Below are 18,941 nucleotides of genomic sequence, written 5' to 3'. Positions count from 1 at the left end.
GATTAGCCTCCGTAGCGACGGGTGTAGCGGGCCGCAAGGCCGAGGCCATACTCGCTCACCAGGCTGATGGCCAGATAGATGAGGGCGGCGGCGGCATACCAGGTGAAGGGCTGATAGGTACTGGCCGAGGCCATCTGGGCCTGACGCATCATCTCGTTCACCCCGATAAGCGACACCAGCGCGGTGTCTTTCAGCAGCACCAGCCACTGGTTGCCGAGGCCCGGCAGGGCGTGACGCCACGCCTGCGGCAACACGATGCGAAAGAAGATGTGACTCTTGCCAAGGCCGAGTGCCAGCGCCGCCAGCCGCTGCCCTGAGGGCACCGCATTGAGCGCCGCCCGCAGGGTCTGGGTCGCATAGCTGGCGAACAGCAGAGAGAGCGCCAGCACGCCGCAGGCGAACGGGCTGAACTCCACATACTCGCCGGTGATGAGGAACAGCACCTGGGTCGAGCCAAAGTAGATGAACAGCACCACCAGCAGCTCGGGCAACCCGCGGATCAGGGTCGTGAGGGTGGCCACCGGCCACACCAGAGCGCGCTGCTTGCTCAGCTCGGCCGCACTGAACGCCAGTGCCAGCACCATGCCCCCGACCAGGGATGCCAGGGCCAGCCCGAGGGTCATCCAGGCTGCATCCAACAACAGGCTCAACATGGCTTAGTGCGCGAAGTATTTGTCGAAGATCTTCTGATAGGTGCCGTTGGCCTTGATATCGGCCAGCCCCTTGTTCAGCTGGGTCAGCAACTCCTGATTGCCCTTGGCCACCGCGATGCCAAAGCCGGTACCGAAGTACTTGGCATCGGTCACCGGAGCACCCACCACGGCATACTCCTTGTGCTGCTTCAGCCAGTCGGCAGCGACGGCGGTATCGGCAAACACGCCGTCGGTGCGGCCGTTCATCATGTCGAGGAAGGCGCTCTGGTAGCTGGCGTAAGGCACGGTCAGCAGCCCCTTGCTCACCCAGTTATCCACCAGATAGGACTGGTGGGAGGTGCCGTTCTGCACGCCGACCGTCTTGTCTACCAGCCCTTCCGGCCCCTTGAAGGCGCCTTTCTTGGCAACGAATACCGCAGAGTTTTCGTAATAGATGTCGGAGAAATCGACCTGCGCAGCCCGCTCCGGGGTCACGTCCATGGCGGCGATGGCGGCGTCATAGCGACGGAATTTCAGGCTGGGGATCAGGCTGTCAAAGGCCTGGTTGTGGAAGCTGCACTCCAGCTTGGCCTGCTCGCAGATGGCGCGCGCCAGATCGATATCAAAACCCTGAAACTCGTTCTTGTCGTCCAGATATTCGAACGGTGCGTAGGTGGCCTCGGTGGCGAACTTGATCTCTTTGGCCAGTACGGAGGTGCTCAGCAGCCCCATGGCTGCGACCAGCAACAGACTCTTTTTCATGACAGCTTCCTTATCGATTCAGTATCAATGCATCAAGAATTCGGCAAACCGGCTGGTTTGCGGGGATTGGAAAATGGCGGCGGAGCCGGACTCGATGATCCGCCCTTTCTCCAGATAGATCACCTGACTAGCGACCTTGCGGGCGAAGTCGACCTCGTGGGTCACCACCACCTGGGTGATGCCGGTCTGGCTCAGGGTGCGGATGATCTCGGCCACCTCCTTGGTGATCTCGGGATCGAGGGCGGCGGTCGGCTCGTCAAACAGCAGCACTTCCGGATCCATCATCAGGGTGCGGGCAATGGCCACCCGCTGCTGCTGACCGCCGGAGAGGCGTGCCGGCCAGGCATCGCGCTTGTCGGCCAGTTGCAGCTGGGCCAGCAGGTAGGCGCCCTTCTCGATGGCCGCCTCCTTGCTCATGCCCAGCACCTTGACCGGTGCTTCGATGAGATTCTCCATCACGGTGAGGTGTGGCCAGAGATTGTACTGCTGGAACACCATACCCACCTTGCGGCGCAGCAGTTGGGACTGGCGGTTGAATTCGGCAGTGGAGAGGGAGCTCGGGAAAGAAAATTCATTTTCCCCTATACGCAGAACACCGGCATCCGGGGTGTCCAGCAGGTTCATCATGCGTAGCAGCGAGCTCTTGCCTGCACCGCTCGGGCCCAGCAGTACCAAGGTCTCACCGGGGGATGTCCGAAAGCTCACCTGTTGTAGTACCGGCACCTTGTGCCAGGACTTCTCGATACCTATTAATTCAATACCCATACAGCCCAATTGAATAAGTTTTCAAAATTTCGTCCCGATTCTATCCCTTATAAAGGTTGATGCAAGCCATTTTTGAATCAATATGCAGAACAAGCGCCGCTTCCTTGCAAAAAACGGCATATGAATGCAAAATAGCCACGCTGTTCGTATCTGCCGCCTGGCTCTGAAACAGGCCGCCACACCTCCTCATTCGTGAGACCAAGATGAAACATAACGACAAGCAAGAAAAACTGGCCAAGGCCTTTAAAGCCTTGCTGAAAGAAGAGCGCTTTGGCTCCCAGGCAGAGATCGTCACTGCCCTGCAAGAACTGGGCTTCGAGAACATCAACCAGTCCAAGGTATCGCGCATGCTGAGCCGCTTCGGCGCCGTTCGCACCCGCAATGCCAAGATGGAGATGGTCTACTGCCTGCCGGTGGAACTGGGCGTGCCCACCACCTCCAGCCCGCTCAAGAATCTGGTGCTGGATGTCGACCATAACGGCGCACTGGTGGTGATCCACACCAGCCCGGGCGCAGCCCAGCTGATCGCCCGCCTGCTCGACTCCCTCGGCAAGGCAGAGGGGATCCTCGGTACCATCGCCGGTGACGACACCATCTTCATCACCCCGACCAGCGACACCGATATCGAAGAGCTCTACCTCTCCGCCCTCGAGCTGTTCGAACAGACCCCGTAATGGTCTACCGCGTCATCGCGGTCACGCCAGAACGAAAAATCCCGGCCAAGGCCGGGATTTTTGTTTGGTGAGCCAGCAGATCGGGAGCCTGCTCTGCCCCCTATCTCTACACCCCCACTTGCGATGTTGATCGAGATTGTTGCGCTTATCACTGGCGGAAATTGATTTTCGTTGCACCAGTGAAACAATCTAGTCAGCAGCGTCAGCCGCACCCGGAGCATGACAAGCCACCCCAACCGCCCGATCTCTTGGCAACCGGGCGCTCTCTGCGCACTTGGCGGCACGAGGGGGAAGGTGGCGCTGTCACATCCGCTATTACTTGCCCTGCGCCATCAGAAAACCTTCCGATGGGGCGAAGAAGGCGGCGCCGGTCACTGCCCTGGTGAAGCGCAGCAGGTGATCGAAGTGGCTGCCCTCCCCCTTGTACATGCTGGCCAGCATGGCGTTGAAGTGCTGCTGAGTGCGGCAGCAGGAGATGAAGTAGAGCCCCTGCTCGGTCATGGTGCCCCAGGGCATGCTCTGGCGCAGGATCTCCATGGACTCCCCTTTCGGGGTCTTGAGGTTGACCCGCTTGATGTGGGCGGTCAGCGGCTTGGCGGCAGATTCATACTCGATGTTGTCGGGCTTGGTGCGACCGATGATGTCTTCCTGCTCTTTTTGCGCCAGCTTCTCCCAGTCGCTCATGGCGTGGACCCAGCGCTGGACGTGGATGTAGGAGCCACCGGCAAACTCGCCCTCGGCCAGCAGTGCCACTTCGGCGCGGTGCTCATCCTGCGGGTTCTCGGTGCCATCGACGAAACCGGTCAGGTCGCGGCAATCCAGATTGCGGAAACCGCGCACCTCTTCAGCCAACTCTACCACTCCGGCCAGCAGCGCCATCACGCGGTGACCGGCGTGGTGCAGCACGTCCACCCGATCGGCACGCAGCTGAATGAAGAGATCAAACGGAGTGTTGGGGGCTTCCTGACCGTTGGCGGATTGCGCCATAAAGCTGCGGAACTGGGGCGGACGGGCAGCAGGGTAGAGACCATCCCAGGCATCGGCGCCGACGGCGACCAGACCGCTGAAACCGGCCTCGGGGAAATCGGCGGCAACCGCCTGCCACAGGGCGGGCAGTTTGGCCAGACGGCCGACCAGTTCGGCGGCATCGCCAGTGCGATTGAACATCAGATAGAGGGCGTGCAGATTCGGCTCTGCGCAGATCCCGGCTTGGGCTTTCATATATCTCTCCCCTGAGTAGGCGTTAGCGTTATGGGCTATTAGCGTTGCGCGATTATAAACCAGAGCAGCTCCAGTTCTTTGATTTCACGACGATATCACGCGTTCAGGGTAAAGGGTCAAACAACACCAGCGTATGAGGCGCCACCCGGATGCGGGCCCGCATCCCCTCAAGAGGCTCGCCAATGCTCGCCTCCACCTGCAGATCGCCACACTCGAACAGCACCCGGCAGTGATGGCCGAGGAACTGCTGCTCCACCACCTTGAGCTCCCCATCTGCGGCGCTCTCCAGCAGCAGTTGCTGGGGTCTGAGCATCAGCTGCAACTGCTCGCCCACCGCGCGGCCATGGGGCTCGCTGCCACAGATGACCCCGAGCGCCGTCTGCACGCAGTGGCTGTCCACCACCTCGGCGGCCAGATAGTTGACCCCGCCGAGAAACTCCGCCACGAAGCGGTTTTGCGGGCGGCGATAGAGCTGCTCCGGCTGGCCCACCTGCTCGATGTGACCGGCGCGAAACAGCGCCAGTCGGTCGGCGAAGGCGAACGCCTCCTCCTTGCTGTGGCTGACGAAGATGGCGCCGATCCCCTGCTGCTTGAGCAGGGCGCGGATCTCGAGGATCAGCTTCATCCGCACCTGGGTATCGATGTTGGAGAAGGGTTCATCCAGCAGCATCAGCCGCGGCTTGCACACCAGCGCCCGGGCGATGGCCACCCGCTGCTGCTGGCCACCGGAGAGCTGGTGCGGATAGCGATCCCCCAGCCCCTGCAGATTGACCAGCGCCAGCGCCTCGTCCACCTGCTGCTGGCGGGCACGGCGATCGAGTTTGGTCAGGCCGAAGCCGATGTTGTCGGCCACCGTCAGGTGGGGAAAGAGAGCGTAATCCTGAAAGATCATGCCGATATTGCGCGCTTCGGGCGGCACGCTGGCACCCGCCCCGTCGAGCAGGGTATCGCCGAGGCGGATCGAGCCCTCCGCCAGCGGCAGCAGGCCGGCGATGGCCTTGAGCAGCGTGGTTTTGCCGCAGCCGCTTGCTCCCAGCAGGCAGACGATCTCGTTGTCTGCCACCGTCAGGGAGAGCTGCTCCAGCACATTGCGGCCGTTGTAACGGCAGCTGATATTTTCAACCTGCAAACAGGACAAGGCTGACTTCCTCTCGTTTCTGGCGGTGCGCGGCCTTTTTCAGCGCACCGCATGCAATTTCATTGGCCGACGTGGCGACTCAGTGGCCCGGACTGTCCAGAGTGCGGTTGACCCAGATCAGCGGCAACAGCCCCACCAGCACGATGACGATGGCGCCGAGCGCGCCGCGCTCCAGCATCTCGTCCGAGACGAACTGGTAGACGTGGGTCGCCAGGGTATCGAAGTTGAACGGCCGCAACAGCAGGGCGGCGGGCAGCTCCTTCATGGATTCGATAAACACCAGCATGGCGCCGGCAAACAGACCGCGGCGCACCAGCGGCAGATGGACCCGCCGCAGCATGGTCCCATCTCCCTGCCCCAGAGAGCGGGCCGCCATATCGAGACTGGGAGAGATCTTGCCCATGCTGCTCTCCACCGAGCCGATGGCGATGGCCACGAAGCGCACCAGATAGCCGAACACGATGGCGGTGATGGTGCCGGTCAGCAGCAGCCCCGGCCCCTGACGCCCCAACCACTCGGCCAGATCATTGATGGCAAAATCAAGGGCGGTGAGCGGCACCAGCACCCCGATGGCGAGCACGGTGCCCGGCATGGCGTAACCCATGGCGGCGATGCGCAGCGGCAGCAGACTCTTGATCCCGCCATCGAGGCGGCGGCAGAAGCCGAGCAGCAGGGCAATCCCCATCGCCAGCAGGGCGGTCAGCGCCGAGATAAGCAGACTGTTGCCGGCGAAGCGGATGAACTCCGGCGTCCACGACAACTCGAAGTAGCGCACCCCGTAGTCCAGCAGGATGACGAACGGCAGGCCGAAACCGGCCAGCACCAGTCCCCAGCACCAGAAACCGGCCAGAGCGCGACTCATCCCCCTGAGCGGATAGCGCAGCGGCTGCTCATGGCCCATCGACTTCTGGAACACCTGCTGCCGACTGCGCGAGCGGCGCTCCAGCGCGATCAAGAGCACCACCGCCAGCAGCATCAGGCAGGAGAGTTTGGCCGCGGTGGCCAGACTGCCGTAGCCGAGCCAGGTGTCGTAGACCGCCGTGGTCAGGGTGTTGATGGCAAAGAAGTGAACGGTGGCAAAATCGGCCAACGTCTCCATCGCCACCAGCGACACCGCCACCATGATGGCGGGGCGCGCCAGCGGCAGACTGAGGCGGCGAAAGCTCTGCCACGGGGTACAGCCGAGCAGGCGGCTGGAGTGAATGAGGCTGACCGACTGCTCCAGAAAGGAGGCGCGGGTCAGCAGATAGACGTAGGGGAACAGCACCAGTGCCAGCACCCAGGCGGCGCCGCCAAGGGAGCGAATGGCCGGAAACCAGTAATCGGCCGGACTGTTCCAGCCAAAGAGGGCGCGCAACCCGGCCTGCAACGGGCCCGAGTAGTCAAGCAGGTCGGTATAGACGTAGGCGACGATATAGGAGGGCATCGCCATCGGCAGCATCAAGGCCCACTGCAGGGCACGACGCCCCGGCACCTGACACATGGCCACCAGCCAGGCGGTGGGCACGCCAAACAGCAGGCTGAGCAACACCACGCCGACCACCAGCCCCAGGGTATTGGCCAGATAATCGAGCAGCACGGTATCGGCGAGGTGGCGAAACAGCTCCCCCTCAGCCGAGAAGGCTGAGAAGAGCAGAGCGAGCACCGGCAAAGCCAGCAGCAGGGCTGTTGCCCAGCTGCCGGTAATCCATCCACAATTTTTCATGAGACCACAGAGGTTGATGGGGCCATTGGCCCCATCTGAATTACAAGTCAAACTTCACTTCATCCAGCAACTGCAAGGCGTCCTTGCGGTGCTTGGCGTAATCGCTGACCGGTAGCGCGTCAGACTTGAAACTGCCCCAGGACTTGACCATGGCGGAAGGCTCGACCCCGGCCTTGACCGGATACTCGGCATTCACGTCCGCATACATGTGCTGGGCGGTGTCGCCAGCCAGAAACTCCATCAGCTTCTGAGCGGCCTCTTTGTTCTTGGCATACTTGGTCATGGCCACGCCGCTCACGTTGACGTGGGCACCGCGGTCGGCCTGATTCGGGAAGTTGATGTAGACGGCATCAGCCCAGGCTTTCTGCGCCGGATCCTTCAACATGGCGCCCAGATAGTAGCTGTTGCCGAGCGACAGGTCACAGATGCCATCCTTGATCGCCTTGACCTGATCCCGGTCGTTGCCCTGCGGTTTGCGCGCCAGGTTGGCCTTGACCCCTTCCAGCCAGGTTTTGGTCTCGGCCATGCCGTGATGGACAATCATCGAGGAGACCAGCGCCACATTGTACTCATGCTTGCCGCTGCGGGTGCAGATTTTCCCTTTGAATTCCGGCTTGGCCAGATCTTCGTAGCTGATGGTATCGAGCTTGCCGAGGCGATCCTTGCTGGAGTAGATGGCACGCACCCGGGTGGTCAGGGCGAACCAGCGGTTCTCCGGATCACGATAGCTGGCGGGGATGTTCTCCTGCAGGATCTTGCTCTCCACCGGCTGCACCAGCCCCTTGTCTACCAGATCGGTCAGACGGCTGATATCGGTTGTCAGCATCAGGTCGGCCGGAGAGAGCTTGCCTTCCCGCTCCAGACGCTCGTTCAGCCCCTCTTTGGCAAACACCACGTTCACCTTGATGCCCGATTCCTTCTCGAACTGCTGGATGATGGGCTTGATCAGCTCATCCTGCCGGTTGGAGTAGACATTCACCTCTCCTGCCGCCAACGCAGACTGGGCTGCCAATGCAGAGAAAGCCAGTGCCAGCATCTTCATTTTCATCATCCATTCCTTGAGTTGCTAAATCGAGTGAGAACAATTGCTGTTTGCATTCTGCATATTCCAATTGCGAGATCAAGGAGGAGTGGCGGGGGAAGTTCACATATTTAAACGCGGCATAAATAAAAGGGCCGGATAGAATCCCATCCAGCCCCAATCGGGTTTTGCTATGGCAAGTGAGGTGACAAACCGGCGATCAGAGCGCCTCTTCGTCGTTCTCGCCGGTACGAATCCGCACTGCCTGCAACAGGTCATACACGAAGATCTTGCCGTCACCGATCTTGCCGGTATAGGCCGCCTTGCAGATCGCCTCGATCACTCCTTCCACGTTGTCATCCGTGGTGGCGATCTCCAGCTTCACCTTGGGTAAAAAGTCGACCTGATACTCGGCCCCCCGGTATAATTCGGTGTGTCCCTTCTGGCGGCCAAATCCCTTGACCTCGGACACGGTCAACCCCTCCACCCCCAGGTTGGCAATGGCCTCGCGGACATCGTCCAGCTTGAACGGTTTGATAATCGCACTAATCAGCTTCATCTGGTTGCTCCCAATCCATGGTGTGTCATAAACCGGGAATCAATTCTTGTGCCAAGTATTTTTATTATTAAATTTCATGAAGATAGCGTCTAATTACGGAGCAACCCCCAAAGCGAGCCAGGATCGGCCTGCCACGCGCCCCATAATGAGGCACCACGCTGTGGCGGCCAGCGCCACTGCACCAAACAAGAGCACAGCAGTATGTTAGTCATCTCCAACAGCATTACCCTCCCCTGGCATGAGCTGCAATTCCAGACCATGCGGGCCCAGGGCAACGGTGGCCAGCACGTCAACAAGACCGACTCCGCCGTCTGGTTACGCTTCGATTACCGCAACTCTCCCAGCCTCACCCCGCTCTACAAGGAGGGGCTCGACAAGCTGAGCGACAGCCGGGTGCATGACGGTTTTATCCTGATCCGGGTCGAGAGCCACCGCAGTCAGGACATGAACCGCAAGGAGGCGATGAGCCGTCTGGTGGAACTGCTGAAAAAGGCGGCGTGGCGTCCCAAGGCCCGCCATGCCACCAAGCCGACCCGCAGCTCCCAGCGCAAACGGGTTGATGCCAAGAAGCGCAAGGGGGAGATCAAATCGACCCGCGGCAAGCTGGTACTGGACTAACCCTGGCCCGAGGATCACAGCATGAAATACAGTTTTTGCGACAGCGCCCGTGGCCCTCTGCTCATCGCCATCGATCGGGACGGGCTGCGTTATGTGGAGTTCGTGCGGGGGGAGCAGCCGGTAACGCCGACCGCAGAGTGGCAACGGGATGATCTGGCTCTTGCTCCCTTCGTCGAGCAGTTCGTCGCCTACTTCGCCGGTCGTCTGCAGCAATTCGACCTGCCGCTGGCTGCCCGTGGCACGCCATTCCAGCAAGCGGTATGGCGCGTCCTCTGTGACATTCCCTACGGTGAAACCGTCAGCTATCTCAAGATTGCCCACGCCATCGGCAATCCCAAATCGGTCAGAGCCGTGGGAGCCGCCAACGGGCGCAATCCGCTCAGCATCATAGTGCCCTGCCACCGGGTGATCGGCCGCAACGGCGAGCTGACCGGTTATGCCGGCGGCATTCCCATCAAACGCTGGCTACTGGAGCTGGAGCAGCGTCACGCGCCGTTTGTCCTGACCTCATAAACGCGGTGCGCTGAAGAATCATCGCAGCAGAGGCGAGCCTCGGTCACCTTGCTGAAAACGTGTCGAGAAGATGAACAGAGGATGAAGAATTGTCTCAGAACTACTTCAGATAGCAGCTGGCATGATGGCTCCATACTTGAGTGGCACGGCTCATTCACCACTCCAAGTAGCACCCATGTGACGCTTCCAATCTGTCTTTTTTCCCCAGCGCCTCCCTTGAGGCGCTTTTTTTGTGTCCGGAAGAATTCGTCTGTAAAGAGAAGGGGGAAGGCTGAAACGGCCTTCCCCCCTTGTTGCTACCAGACGATGACCGGATCAGGATTCTCGCGGGGCGACAAACTGCAGCTCCGGAGCCGAAGAGGTGAGTACGTCGGCGCAGTAATCCCAGGTCGAGATGCGATAGTGCTGCAAATCTTCGTCCAGATGCAGGCCATCAGACTCCTGATGGAACCAGCTGGCGAAACGGGATGGGGTGATGAGCTGGATCTGCTCTTCGATGGCGTGGCTATCCTTCCCCTCCGCCAGATCGCAATCTTCGATCACCCGCAGGGCGTAGATGTGGCGGAAATAGACCCGGCAGAGGATTTGCGGAGGCAGATCGATGCTGCGCGCCCGACCCAGCATGATGGTCAGGGAGTCGCTCCAGAGATCCTGATGCAGCTCGGCAACGACCAGTCCGGGCGGGAGCTGGCGGGACGGAGCCCAAGGTACGGCAACCTGCCGAATGGCATTTTTCTGTTCCATATAAACCTCGCGACGACTCACTCCCTGTCTTGAGTCTATCTGAACCACATAGTCCCCGCGAAGGCAATCGATGGACAATAAAAACGGCAATAAAAAAGCCGACGTATCAAACGTCGGCGAATAAAAAGTGCTTACAACAGAGGATTCACATATTCAGACCCGCGGGTCGAAAGATTGGTTCCCTCTTTTTGTAATTAATTTTCGGCGCGTTTAAACATCAGGGTATTGGCGTCCGACTCCTCCGGCACGAAGTAGTAGCCATCGGCGTTGAAACCGGTCAGCTGCTCCACCTCGGTCAGACGGTGCTTGATGATGTGGCGAGCCATCATGCCGCGCGCCTTCTTGGCGTAGAAGCTGATGATCTTGAACTGGCCATTCTTCTCATCCTTGAACACCGGGGTAACGATCCGCCCTTTCAGGCTCTTGGGTCGTACCGACTTGAAATACTCGTCGGAGGCCAGATTGATCAGCACCTCATCACCTTGGGCGGCCAGCGCGTCGTTGAGGTGGTGAGTGATCACCTCGCCCCAGAACTGGTAGAGATCCTTGCCACGGCTATTGTCGAGCCTGGTTCCCATCTCAAGCCGGTAGGGCATCATCAGATCGAGGGGGCGCAGTACGCCGTAGAGACCGGAGAGCATTCGCAGATGCACCTGAGCGAAGTCAAAATCGGCCTCGCTGAAATCTTCTACTGCCAGCCCGGTGTAGACATCCCCCTTGAAGGCCAGCAGCGCCTGACGGGCATTGGCCGGAGTGAAGTCGGGTTGCCACTCGGCAAAACGGGCGGCGTTGAGACCCGCCAGCTTGTCGCTGATCTTCATCAGGGTGGCAATTTGATCCGGGCTCAGTTGGCGAGCCCGCTTGATGAGTTCTGCAGAGTGATCCAACAGCTCGGGTCTGGTGAATCGGGTTGTCACCAGCGGTGACTCGTAATCCAGCGTCTTGGCCGGGGAGACCACAATCAGCATAAGGTTCCTTTATTGCGTGGGGCCGAGCCGCAGCCCGGCCCCATTGTTCATTCATCCAGCGTCACATTGTCCAGCGTACCAGTTCCAAGCTGATCACGGCCGGAAAGCTTGATCAGCAGCCGCAGGTCGTTGGCCGAGTCGGCATGGGCAAGGGCCTCACTGTAGCCAATCTGGCCGGAGCAGAACAGGTTGAAGAGCGATTGATCGAAGGTTTGCATGCCAAGCTCGGTCGATTTGGTCATCACCTCCTTGAGCCGGTGCATCTCCCCCTTGCGGATAATGTCGGTGATAAGCGGGGTGTTCAGCAGGATCTCGAACGCCGCACAGCGCCGCTTGCCATCCACACTCGGTACCAGTTGCTGGGCGACAATGGCCTTGAGGTTGAAGGAGAGATCGAACAGGAACTGGCGATGCTTCTCCTGCGGTACCAGATGGAGGATGCGATCCAGCGCCTGGTTGGCGTTGTTGGCATGCAGGGTCGCGAGGCAGAGGTGACCAGTCTCGGCGAATTGCAGGGCAAACTCCATGGTCTCAGAGCTTCTGATCTCGCCGATCAGAATGACGTCAGGCGCCTGACGCAGCGAGCTTTTCAACGCCACATCGAACGACTCGGTATCGATCCCCACCTCCCGCTGGGTGATCAGGCTGCGGCCATGCTGATGGACAAACTCTACCGGGTCCTCCACCGTCAGAATATGGCCGTCGGCATGCTGGTTGCGATAACCGATCATGGTCGCCTGGGTGGTCGATTTGCCCGCCCCGGTGGCGCCGACAAACAGCACCAGTCCACGCTTGGCCAATGCGACCTCCTGCAGGATCACGGGCAGTTGCAGATCATCGAAGGTAGGAATACGTGTCTCGATACGCCTAACCACCATGCCCGGCAGCTCCTGCTGCCAGAAAGCGCTGACCCGAAACCGGCCCAAGGTTTCGCGGTGAATGGCGTAGTTGGCCTCCCTGGTGCGGATATAGCGCTCGAAATGCTCGGGGCTCAGGGTCTCCCTCACCAGCGTAAGAGCAGCTTTTTTATCGAGCGCTTCGCCTCCCAAAGAGAGCAGATGGCCGTTCACCTTGAGGGTGGGGGACGTCCCCACCGTCACAAAGAGATCCGACCCTTTTTTCTCTACCAGCTGGCCCAGCAGTTCATCCAGATTCATCATCGATCCCTCCCTGGATCCGGCATCATCAGATGCTGTTGGGGTCAACCGCCTTGGCCTTGGCGTCGAGAGACGCCACCATGCCACGGCTGACCAGCTGCTTGAGGCTCTGATCCATGGTCTGCATGCCGTGGGTCATCCCGGTCTGGATCACCGAGTAGAGCTGGGCGATCTTGTCCTCCCGGATCAGGTTACGCACCGCCGGGATCCCCATCATGATCTCGTGAGCTGCCACCCGACCGCCGCCAATACGCTTGAGCAGGGTCTGGGAGATAACCGCCCGCAGGGATTCGGAGAGCATGGAGCGCACCATGTCCTTCTCTGCGCCGGGGAAGACGTCGATGATACGGTCGATGGTCTTGGCCGCCGACGAGGTGTGCAGGGTGCCAAATACCAGGTGGCCGGTTTCGGCTGCGGTCATGGCGAGGCGAATGGTTTCAAGATCGCGCATCTCGCCCACCAGAATGATGTCGGGGTCTTCCCGCAGTGCCGAGCGCAGGGCATTGCTGAAACTCTTGGTATCGCGGTGCACTTCCCGCTGGTTCACCAGACAGCGCTTGTTCTCGTGCACAAATTCGATGGGGTCTTCGATGGTGAGGATGTGGTGATGGAAGTTCTCGTTGATGTAGTTGACCATGGCCGCCAGCGTGGTCGACTTACCGGAACCGGTCGGCCCGGTCACCAGCACCAGACCACGCGGGAACTCGGCGATCTTGCGGAAGATCTCCGGCGCATCGAGATCTTCGAGGCTCAGCACAGTACTGGGGATGGTACGAAATACCGCGCCGGAACCGCGCGCTTGCTGGAAGGCGTTGACCCGGAAGCGGGCAAGATTGGGCACCTCGAACGAGAAGTCGACCTCGAAGTTCTCCTCCAGCTCCTTGCGCTGGTGATCGTTCATGATGTCGTAAATGAGGGCGTGCACTTCCCGATGTTCCAGGGCGGGCAAATTGATCTTGCGAACCTCGCCATCAACCCTGATCATCGGGGGAACCCCGGCGGACAGGTGTAGATCCGACGCTTTATGCTTTACACTGAAAGCCAATAACTCTGTGATATCCATAGATTTGTCATTCTCCCATCACAAGATCACTAACGAAACATGAACCAGATTGCCCAGCACCTGCTTCAGGTAAAAGAACGTATTGCCCAGGCAGCCAGAGGGGCGAGCCGCGATCCGGAGCAGGTCCGGTTGCTTGCGGTCAGCAAAACCAAACCCCTTGAGGCCCTGATGGCCGCTCACGCTGCCGGCCAGCGCTGCTTTGGCGAATCCTACGCTCAGGAAGCGGCCACCAAGATCGACACCCTGCGCCAGCAACCCGAATATAACGACATAGAGTGGCACTTTATCGGCCCTTTGCAATCGAACAAATCCAGGCTGGTTGCCGAACGGTTCGACTGGGTGCAAAGCGTGGACAGAGAGAAGCTGATCGAACGTCTGAACAATCAGCGCCCTGCCAGCATGGCGCCGCTAAATGTTTGTCTGCAAATCAATATTAGCGGAGAGAGCAGCAAATCCGGAACGTCGGAACAAGAGATTTTCCGCCTTGCCGAACTGGTTTCTCACAATGAACGGCTGGTGCTGCGCGGGCTGATGGCCATTCCCGAACACACCAGTGACGAGACCATATTGGCCGCCCAAATGGCCCGTATGCAGACTCTGTTCACCGAGCTTGCGCGACAATACCCGAGCGTCGATACCCTCTCGATGGGGATGACCGAGGATCTTGAACTGGCGATCGCCCATGGCAGCACCATGGTGCGGGTCGGCACCGCTATCTTCGGCGCCCGCGACTACTCATAAGCAGGTGCGCGAGCGCAGGCAACGCACGCCGCGTGCCAGCACCCCACCAAGCAACAGGAGCCTTTAATGCAACAGCACAGGACGCTCGCCTTCATCGGCGCAGGCAACATGAGCCGCAGCATCATCGCCGGTCTGGTCAAGGCGGGTTATCCGGCAACGCTTATCACTGCCGCCAACCCGAGCCAGCCCAAACTGGATGCGCTGGCCAACGACTACGGCATTTGCACCACCCGGTCCAATGCCGAGGCTGCCCGCCATGCCGAGGTGATCGTGCTGGCGGTCAAACCACAGCTGATGGCCGGCATGCTGGCAGCACTGGTTGCCGAGCTGGGCTCCCTTGCGGGCAAGCTGCTCGTCTCCATCGCGGCCGGCATCAAGGTTGCTCGCCTTGCCGAGATGGCCGGTGGTCACGACCGTATCATCCGCACCATGCCCAATACCCCGGCCCTGCTGGGTCTGGGCATGACTGGCCTCTATGCGCCCGAGCATATTGCCGCCGCAGATCGCGACTTTGCCGAGCAGATGATGCAGGCGGTCGGCAAGACTCTCTGGGTAGAGCAGGAGTCCGGCATCAACAGCGTCATCGCCGCTGCCGGCAGCGCCCCGGCCTACTTCTTCCTCTTTATGCAGGCGATCGCCGAAGAGGCAGAAGCGATGGGCTTCTCACCCGAGCAGGCACGCCAGCTGGTGCAGCAGACCGCCCTCGGTGCAGCCGCCATGGTGGAGCAAAATCCCGAACTGTCGCTGCAAACCCTGCGTGAACAGGTCACCAGCAAGGGCGGCACAACCGCCGAAGCCATCAAGACATTCCAGCAGCAGGGGCTGATGCCGCTGACTGCCAACGCCATGCAGGCAGCCGTAGCTCGCGCCGCCGAAATGGAAACTCTTTTCTGACAGGAGCCCAGATGAACACCGCTTACTTTCTGATCAACACCGTTTTCGATCTCTACCTGATGGTGGTGCTGCTGCGCGTCTGGCTGCAGTGGGCGCGTGCCGACTTCTACAACCCCATGAGCCAGATGGTGGTCAAGCTGACCAACCCGCTGGTAGTGCCGCTACGCCGGGTTATCCCGGGTCTGGGAGGGCTGGATCTCGCCTCCGTGGTGCTGGCACTGGCTGTCGCCTTCCTCAAGCTGGCCCTGCTCAAGAGCATGAACGTGCTGCTGGCCGACTGGCTCAGTCTCAGCCTGTTTGCCGTGCTGACCGTGCTGAAGAAGGCCGGTTCGATGATCTTCTGGGTACTGCTGATCCGCGCCATCCTGAGCTGGGTCAGCCAGGGCCGCAACCCCATCGAATATGTGATGTACCAGCTGACCGAGCCCTTCCTCTCTCCGATCCGCCGCGTGCTGCCGGCGCTGGGCGGGCTGGATCTCTCGGTGCTGGTTGCCTTTATCGGGCTGCAGGCCATCAACTATCTGCTGGGCGACCTGTTCGGCCAGCTGTGGTGGATGATTTGATGCCTGCCGTCCTGCTACAGGGGGATGAGCTGGTACTGCATCTGATGATCCAGCCCAAGGCGAGCCGGGATCAGATCGTCGGATTGCACGGAGAAGAGTTGAAAGTGGCCATCACGGCACCGCCCGTCGATGGCCAGGCCAACAGCCATTTGATCAAGTTTCTGGCCAAGCAGTTCAAGGTGGCCAAAGGGCAGGTCACCATAGTGCGGGGCGAGCTGGGGCGACACAAGACGGTCGCCATCGACAGCCCCAAACAGTTGCCACCGGAAGTGAGCGCTCTGCTGGACAATCCGGCCTGAGCCAACATTGATACGAGAGGGATGACACCATGAAAACAGCCTGGATGAGCTGCCTGTTGGCTCTGCTGATGACCCTGCCCCTGCGGGCTGAACAGATGAAGGAGCTGGGCCCCTGGCAGGTGCACTACAACGCCTTCAACTCCAGCTTCCTCACTCCCGAGGTGGCCAAAACCTACGGTCTGGAGCGCAGCCGCTACAACGGCATCATCAACATTGCGGTGCAGGACAAGCAGGGCAAGGCCCAGGCTGTTTCCGTCACCGGCGAGGCCAAGAACCTCACTGGCACCATCCGCAACCTCAGCTTCCAGGAGGTCAAGGAGGGGGATGCCATCTACTATCTGGCAACCCTCCCCTACCGCAATGAAGATACCTACCAGTTCACCTTGAAGATCATGGGGGGCGGTCAGCAGCAGGTCCTCACCTTCCAGCAAACCTTCTACGTTGACTGAATAGCGCAACAAAAAGCCCCGACTCAGGTCGGGGCTTTTTATTCGGGAAAACAGCAAGGGCGCCATGATGGCGCCCCTGTTTTACGAATGATCCAGGCCTGTTACAGGGCGAGGAAGATGCTTGCGAGGGAGGCGCTCATCAGGTTGGCCAGCACGCCGGAGAGGATGGCACGCATGCCGTAACGAGCGATAAAGCCTTTGCGCTCCGGCACCATGGCGCCCAGACCGCCGATCAGGATGGCCATGGAGGAGATATTGGCGAAGCCGCACAGGGCGAAGGTGACGATGGCCTTGCTCGACTCGCTCAGGGTCTGATCCTGCACCAGAGCGATGAAGGCGACGAACTCGTTGACCACGATCTTGGTACCGATCAGAGCACCGGCAGCCTGTGCCTGCTCCCAGGGTACACCGATCAACCAGGATACCGGGGCAAACAACCAACCCAGAATGATCTGGAAGCTCAGATCCAGCCCCACCAGACCGCCAGCCCAGCCGAGCAGACCGTTGAGCATGGCGATCACACCGACGAAGGCCAGCAGGGTCGCACCGACCGCCACGGCGATATTGAGGCCGGCCATGGCACCATCGGCAGCCGCTTCAATCACGTTGGTGGCGCGGGGGATCTCGACATCCTGATGGTGATCCACCTCTTCAACACTCGGCGGCACCAGGATCTTGGCCATCGCCAGACCGGCTGGCGCGGACATGAAGGCGGCCGCAATCAGGTATTTCAGCTCGACCCCGATGCTGGCGTAACCGACCAGAGTGCCGCCCGCGACAGAGGCGAGACCACAGCTCATCACCGCGAAGAACTGGGAGTCGGACATCTTGGAGAGATAGGGTTTGACCACCAGCGGCGCTTCTACCATGCCGACGAAGATGTTGGCAGTGGCGGAGAGGCTCTCGGCACGGCCTGTGCCCAGCAGCTTCTGCAGACCGCCGCCCAGCAGGGCGATGACCCGCGGCATGATGCCGATGTGATAGAGGATGGCGATCACCGCGGAGAAGAAGATGATGACCGGCAGCACGTTGAAGGCAAAGATGAAGCCCAGCTTGAACTTGGCCAGATCGCCAAACAGGAAGGCGATCCCCTCCTGACCGTAGCCAATCACGCTGCTGACACTCTCGCTCACCCCGTTCAGCACGTGCTGACCAGCAGGCAGCCAGAGCACCAGCGCAGCAAACATGACCTGCAGGCAGAGGGCAAGGCCAACTGTTCGCAACGGGATACGACGACGATTATCAGAGCAGATCACGGCAAGCGCCAGGATACTCAGGATGCCGAGCAGGGCAATCATAGGGACTCCATCAGGTGGGGAAAAAGATGGGCGCGGATTCTGCGCCTCTCCCCCCGTCACTGCAAGTCCACTTGGTTACGGGCCTGTTAGAAAAAACGTTTGCACGATACCGGTTGCGCCAACTGGCTGATTTGGCTCGATTTTAGTATCAGAAGAAATCGAGTGTTTCCATTTAAAAACAATTATTCCTCACTGCCGGACAATCGACCACCGAGCCAGGGGGCCAGCCGCTGCTCCCAGTAGGGTTCCGGGCCAAAGCGGGCCTTGAGGAAATCGATAAAGAGACGGATCTTGGGATCCAGATGTTCGCGCCGGGCATAGACGGCGTGTACCGCCATCTGCTGATTCGGCCGCCACTCCGGCAGCAGCGGGATCAGCTTGCCGCTCTGTAACTCCTTGTCCAGCAAGTAGTTGGCGATATAGGCGATGCCAAGTCCGGCCAACGCCGCATCGCGCACCGCTTCCGCCATGTCGACCCGATAGTTGCCAGCAACCTGCACCGTCTGGCGCTCCTTGCCCTGACGGAACGACCACTGGTGATAGCGCCGCTCCCGGCTCTGATAGGTGATGCAGTTGTGCTGGGCCAGCTCTTTCGGGTGGAGCGGCGTGCCGTGGCTCAACAGGTAATCCGGCGAGGCCGCCAGCACGAAGCCGATATCGGCCAGCCGCTGCCCGACCAGCCCTTCCGGTTTGTCCTCATAGGTGGTCAGCCAGAGATCCAGCCCTTCGTCCACCAGATTGGTTTTGTGATCGAACAGGGAGACCTCCAGCTCAAGCTCGGGATAACGATCCTGAAACGCCTTGAGATGGGGAATGACATGCAGCCGCCCGAAAGATTGGCCCACCCCGAGATGGAGCACGCCACTCACCTTGCCGCGCCGCTCGGCGATCATCGAGTTCGCCTCCTGCGCCACCGCCACCAGCGCATGGCAGTGGCGGGCATACTCCTGACCCAGCTCGGTCAGGGCGAAGCGACGGGTAGTACGCTGTACCAGCTGGGCGCCAAGGGCGGTCTCCAGCAGCGCCAGCTGCTTGCTGATGTGAGATTTGGAGACGCCGAGACGACGGGCGGCAGCAGAGATCCCCTGCTCGCGCACCAGCGCATCGAAGATCACCATTTGCGGAAGACGTTGCAGCACAGGATAACCGGGTTGAAA

At 60.2% G+C, this 18,941-nt stretch carries 22 protein-coding genes; 8 read left to right on the top strand and 14 right to left on the bottom strand.

What is annotated here, in order from left to right; all coding sequences use genetic code 11:
* Window positions 1-2: 2 nt before the first annotated feature.
* The 3 genes from artQ to WE862_RS07095 are packed head-to-tail and all read right to left on the bottom strand — an operon-like array spanning window position 3 to window position 2,159.
* The gene (gene artQ / locus WE862_RS07105) at window positions 3-653 is read right to left on the bottom strand and encodes an arginine ABC transporter permease ArtQ (RefSeq protein WP_021230953.1); all 651 of its coding nucleotides are present in this window, start codon (window positions 651-653) and stop codon (window positions 3-5) included.
* 3 nt (window positions 654-656) lie between these two features.
* On the bottom strand, window positions 657-1,394 hold the full coding sequence (locus WE862_RS07100; protein WP_042030758.1) for a transporter substrate-binding domain-containing protein: 738 nt from the start codon (window positions 1,392-1,394) through the stop codon (window positions 657-659).
* Window positions 1,395-1,418: 24 nt separating this feature from the next.
* Window positions 1,419-2,159 carry an ATP-binding cassette domain-containing protein gene (locus WE862_RS07095; protein WP_042030759.1) on the bottom strand — a complete coding sequence of 247 codons (741 nt, stop codon included), beginning with the start codon at window positions 2,157-2,159 and terminating at the stop codon, window positions 1,419-1,421.
* A gap of 203 nt (window positions 2,160-2,362) precedes the next feature.
* Here WE862_RS07095 and argR point away from each other — a divergent pair, with 203 nt between their 5' ends.
* Complete coding sequence (gene argR / locus WE862_RS07090) at window positions 2,363-2,833, top strand: transcriptional regulator ArgR (RefSeq protein ID WP_005340378.1); 471 nt, start codon at window positions 2,363-2,365, stop codon at window positions 2,831-2,833.
* Window positions 2,834-3,148: 315 nt separating this feature from the next.
* Here argR and WE862_RS07085 read toward each other — a convergent pair whose 3' ends face one another.
* The 5 genes from WE862_RS07085 to glnK form a co-directional block, all read right to left on the bottom strand.
* Window positions 3,149-4,054 (bottom strand): Dyp-type peroxidase, encoded by a 906-nt coding sequence (locus WE862_RS07085; RefSeq protein ID WP_042030760.1) that lies wholly within the window; start codon window positions 4,052-4,054, stop codon window positions 3,149-3,151.
* 103 nt (window positions 4,055-4,157) lie between these two features.
* Complete coding sequence (locus WE862_RS07080; RefSeq protein ID WP_198493538.1) at window positions 4,158-5,192, bottom strand: ABC transporter ATP-binding protein; 1,035 nt, start codon at window positions 5,190-5,192, stop codon at window positions 4,158-4,160.
* A gap of 79 nt (window positions 5,193-5,271) precedes the next feature.
* Window positions 5,272-6,897 carry an ABC transporter permease gene (locus tag WE862_RS07075; protein ID WP_198493539.1) on the bottom strand — a complete coding sequence of 542 codons (1,626 nt, stop codon included), beginning with the start codon at window positions 6,895-6,897 and terminating at the stop codon, window positions 5,272-5,274.
* Between the two features lie 40 nt (window positions 6,898-6,937).
* Window positions 6,938-7,945 carry a Fe(3+) ABC transporter substrate-binding protein gene (locus WE862_RS07070; protein WP_143241803.1) on the bottom strand — a complete coding sequence of 336 codons (1,008 nt, stop codon included), beginning with the start codon at window positions 7,943-7,945 and terminating at the stop codon, window positions 6,938-6,940.
* Between the two features lie 193 nt (window positions 7,946-8,138).
* Window positions 8,139-8,477 carry a P-II family nitrogen regulator gene (gene glnK, locus WE862_RS07065; RefSeq protein WP_033114048.1) on the bottom strand — a complete coding sequence of 113 codons (339 nt, stop codon included), beginning with the start codon at window positions 8,475-8,477 and terminating at the stop codon, window positions 8,139-8,141.
* Window positions 8,478-8,678: 201 nt separating this feature from the next.
* On the opposite strand from glnK, the gene arfB reads away from it, so the two are divergent.
* Both arfB and WE862_RS07055 read left to right on the top strand, forming a co-directional pair.
* Window positions 8,679-9,095, top strand: coding sequence for an alternative ribosome rescue aminoacyl-tRNA hydrolase ArfB (gene arfB, locus WE862_RS07060; protein WP_198493540.1), 417 nt, complete (start codon window positions 8,679-8,681; stop codon window positions 9,093-9,095).
* A gap of 21 nt (window positions 9,096-9,116) precedes the next feature.
* Entirely contained in the window at window positions 9,117-9,608 is a 492-nt protein-coding gene (locus tag WE862_RS07055; protein ID WP_042031988.1) for a methylated-DNA--[protein]-cysteine S-methyltransferase, read from the top strand.
* Window positions 9,609-9,923: 315 nt separating this feature from the next.
* On the opposite strand, the gene WE862_RS07050 is transcribed toward WE862_RS07055, so the two are convergent.
* The 4 genes from WE862_RS07050 to tapT all read right to left on the bottom strand — a co-directional run bounded on the left by WE862_RS07050 (window position 9,924) and on the right by tapT (window position 13,540).
* Complete coding sequence (locus WE862_RS07050) at window positions 9,924-10,352, bottom strand: hypothetical protein (RefSeq protein WP_033114045.1); 429 nt, start codon at window positions 10,350-10,352, stop codon at window positions 9,924-9,926.
* A 194-nt stretch (window positions 10,353-10,546) separates the two neighbouring features.
* The gene (gene yaaA, locus WE862_RS07045) at window positions 10,547-11,320 is read right to left on the bottom strand and encodes a peroxide stress protein YaaA (protein ID WP_198493541.1); all 774 of its coding nucleotides are present in this window, start codon (window positions 11,318-11,320) and stop codon (window positions 10,547-10,549) included.
* Window positions 11,321-11,367: 47 nt separating this feature from the next.
* Window positions 11,368-12,477: a type IVa pilus ATPase TapU gene (gene tapU / locus WE862_RS07040; protein ID WP_198493558.1), complete on the bottom strand. Its 1,110-nt coding sequence runs from the start codon at window positions 12,475-12,477 to the stop codon at window positions 11,368-11,370.
* A gap of 28 nt (window positions 12,478-12,505) precedes the next feature.
* Window positions 12,506-13,540, bottom strand: a complete 1,035-nt coding sequence (gene tapT / locus WE862_RS07035; RefSeq protein ID WP_033114043.1) for a type IVa pilus ATPase TapT — start codon at window positions 13,538-13,540, stop codon at window positions 12,506-12,508.
* 39 nt (window positions 13,541-13,579) lie between these two features.
* Here tapT and WE862_RS07030 point away from each other — a divergent pair, with 39 nt between their 5' ends.
* The 5 genes from WE862_RS07030 (at window position 13,580) to WE862_RS07010 (ending at window position 16,486) form a co-directional block, all read left to right on the top strand.
* Entirely contained in the window at window positions 13,580-14,281 is a 702-nt protein-coding gene (locus tag WE862_RS07030) for a YggS family pyridoxal phosphate-dependent enzyme (protein ID WP_042031661.1), read from the top strand.
* A gap of 66 nt (window positions 14,282-14,347) precedes the next feature.
* Window positions 14,348-15,175, top strand: coding sequence for a pyrroline-5-carboxylate reductase (proC, locus tag WE862_RS07025; RefSeq protein WP_198493542.1), 828 nt, complete (start codon window positions 14,348-14,350; stop codon window positions 15,173-15,175).
* Between the two features lie 11 nt (window positions 15,176-15,186).
* On the top strand, window positions 15,187-15,738 hold the full coding sequence (locus tag WE862_RS07020) for a YggT family protein (protein ID WP_042031658.1): 552 nt from the start codon (window positions 15,187-15,189) through the stop codon (window positions 15,736-15,738).
* A complete protein-coding gene (gene yggU, locus WE862_RS07015) occupies window positions 15,738-16,037 on the top strand; it encodes a DUF167 family protein YggU (protein ID WP_033114039.1) in 300 nt (99 codons plus the stop codon). The genes WE862_RS07020 and yggU overlap by 1 nt, the downstream gene beginning before the upstream one ends.
* A 29-nt stretch (window positions 16,038-16,066) precedes the next feature.
* Entirely contained in the window at window positions 16,067-16,486 is a 420-nt protein-coding gene (locus WE862_RS07010; RefSeq protein WP_042031657.1) for a DUF4426 domain-containing protein, read from the top strand.
* 101 nt (window positions 16,487-16,587) lie between these two features.
* Here the strand turns inward: WE862_RS07010 and WE862_RS07005 are convergent, their stop codons facing one another.
* On the bottom strand, window positions 16,588-17,784 hold the full coding sequence (locus tag WE862_RS07005) for a NupC/NupG family nucleoside CNT transporter (RefSeq protein WP_033114037.1): 1,197 nt from the start codon (window positions 17,782-17,784) through the stop codon (window positions 16,588-16,590).
* 182 nt (window positions 17,785-17,966) lie between these two features.
* Window positions 17,967-18,902, bottom strand: a complete 936-nt coding sequence (locus WE862_RS07000; RefSeq protein ID WP_033114036.1) for a LysR family transcriptional regulator — start codon at window positions 18,900-18,902, stop codon at window positions 17,967-17,969.
* Window positions 18,903-18,941 lie beyond the last annotated feature (39 nt).

Origin of the sequence: Aeromonas jandaei, from assembly GCF_037890695.1 — a bacterium.
In the GTDB taxonomy this organism is placed as follows: Bacteria; Pseudomonadota; Gammaproteobacteria; order Enterobacterales; family Aeromonadaceae; genus Aeromonas; species Aeromonas jandaei.
Note: the sequence above shows the minus strand (reverse complement) of the source record. Positions and strands in the feature narration are given on the sequence as shown.

What these genes read in the sequence shown, in the direction of transcription:
- WE862_RS07005 (WP_033114037.1), bottom strand. Translation starts at nt 17,784, where the DNA reads ATGATTGCCCTGCTCGGCATCCTGAGTATCCTGGCGCTTGCCGTGATC.
- arfB (WP_198493540.1), top strand. Translation starts at nt 8,679, where the DNA reads ATGTTAGTCATCTCCAACAGCATTACCCTCCCCTGGCATGAGCTGCAA.
- proC (WP_198493542.1), top strand. Translation starts at nt 14,348, where the DNA reads ATGCAACAGCACAGGACGCTCGCCTTCATCGGCGCAGGCAACATGAGC.
- artQ (WP_021230953.1), bottom strand. Translation starts at nt 653, where the DNA reads ATGTTGAGCCTGTTGTTGGATGCAGCCTGGATGACCCTCGGGCTGGCC.
- argR (WP_005340378.1), top strand. Translation starts at nt 2,363, where the DNA reads ATGAAACATAACGACAAGCAAGAAAAACTGGCCAAGGCCTTTAAAGCC.
- yaaA (WP_198493541.1), bottom strand. Translation starts at nt 11,320, where the DNA reads ATGCTGATTGTGGTCTCCCCGGCCAAGACGCTGGATTACGAGTCACCG.
- WE862_RS07100 (WP_042030758.1), bottom strand. Translation starts at nt 1,394, where the DNA reads ATGAAAAAGAGTCTGTTGCTGGTCGCAGCCATGGGGCTGCTGAGCACC.
- WE862_RS07000 (WP_033114036.1), bottom strand. Translation starts at nt 18,902, where the DNA reads ATGGTGATCTTCGATGCGCTGGTGCGCGAGCAGGGGATCTCTGCTGCC.
- WE862_RS07010 (WP_042031657.1), top strand. Translation starts at nt 16,067, where the DNA reads ATGAAAACAGCCTGGATGAGCTGCCTGTTGGCTCTGCTGATGACCCTG.
- WE862_RS07050 (WP_033114045.1), bottom strand. Translation starts at nt 10,352, where the DNA reads ATGGAACAGAAAAATGCCATTCGGCAGGTTGCCGTACCTTGGGCTCCG.
- WE862_RS07030 (WP_042031661.1), top strand. Translation starts at nt 13,580, where the DNA reads ATGAACCAGATTGCCCAGCACCTGCTTCAGGTAAAAGAACGTATTGCC.
- yggU (WP_033114039.1), top strand. Translation starts at nt 15,738, where the DNA reads ATGCCTGCCGTCCTGCTACAGGGGGATGAGCTGGTACTGCATCTGATG.
- glnK (WP_033114048.1), bottom strand. Translation starts at nt 8,477, where the DNA reads ATGAAGCTGATTAGTGCGATTATCAAACCGTTCAAGCTGGACGATGTC.
- WE862_RS07095 (WP_042030759.1), bottom strand. Translation starts at nt 2,159, where the DNA reads ATGGGTATTGAATTAATAGGTATCGAGAAGTCCTGGCACAAGGTGCCG.
- tapT (WP_033114043.1), bottom strand. Translation starts at nt 13,540, where the DNA reads ATGGATATCACAGAGTTATTGGCTTTCAGTGTAAAGCATAAAGCGTCG.
- tapU (WP_198493558.1), bottom strand. Translation starts at nt 12,477, where the DNA reads ATGAATCTGGATGAACTGCTGGGCCAGCTGGTAGAGAAAAAAGGGTCG.
- WE862_RS07075 (WP_198493539.1), bottom strand. Translation starts at nt 6,897, where the DNA reads ATGAAAAATTGTGGATGGATTACCGGCAGCTGGGCAACAGCCCTGCTG.
- WE862_RS07085 (WP_042030760.1), bottom strand. Translation starts at nt 4,054, where the DNA reads ATGAAAGCCCAAGCCGGGATCTGCGCAGAGCCGAATCTGCACGCCCTC.
- WE862_RS07020 (WP_042031658.1), top strand. Translation starts at nt 15,187, where the DNA reads ATGAACACCGCTTACTTTCTGATCAACACCGTTTTCGATCTCTACCTG.
- WE862_RS07055 (WP_042031988.1), top strand. Translation starts at nt 9,117, where the DNA reads ATGAAATACAGTTTTTGCGACAGCGCCCGTGGCCCTCTGCTCATCGCC.
- WE862_RS07070 (WP_143241803.1), bottom strand. Translation starts at nt 7,945, where the DNA reads ATGAAAATGAAGATGCTGGCACTGGCTTTCTCTGCATTGGCAGCCCAG.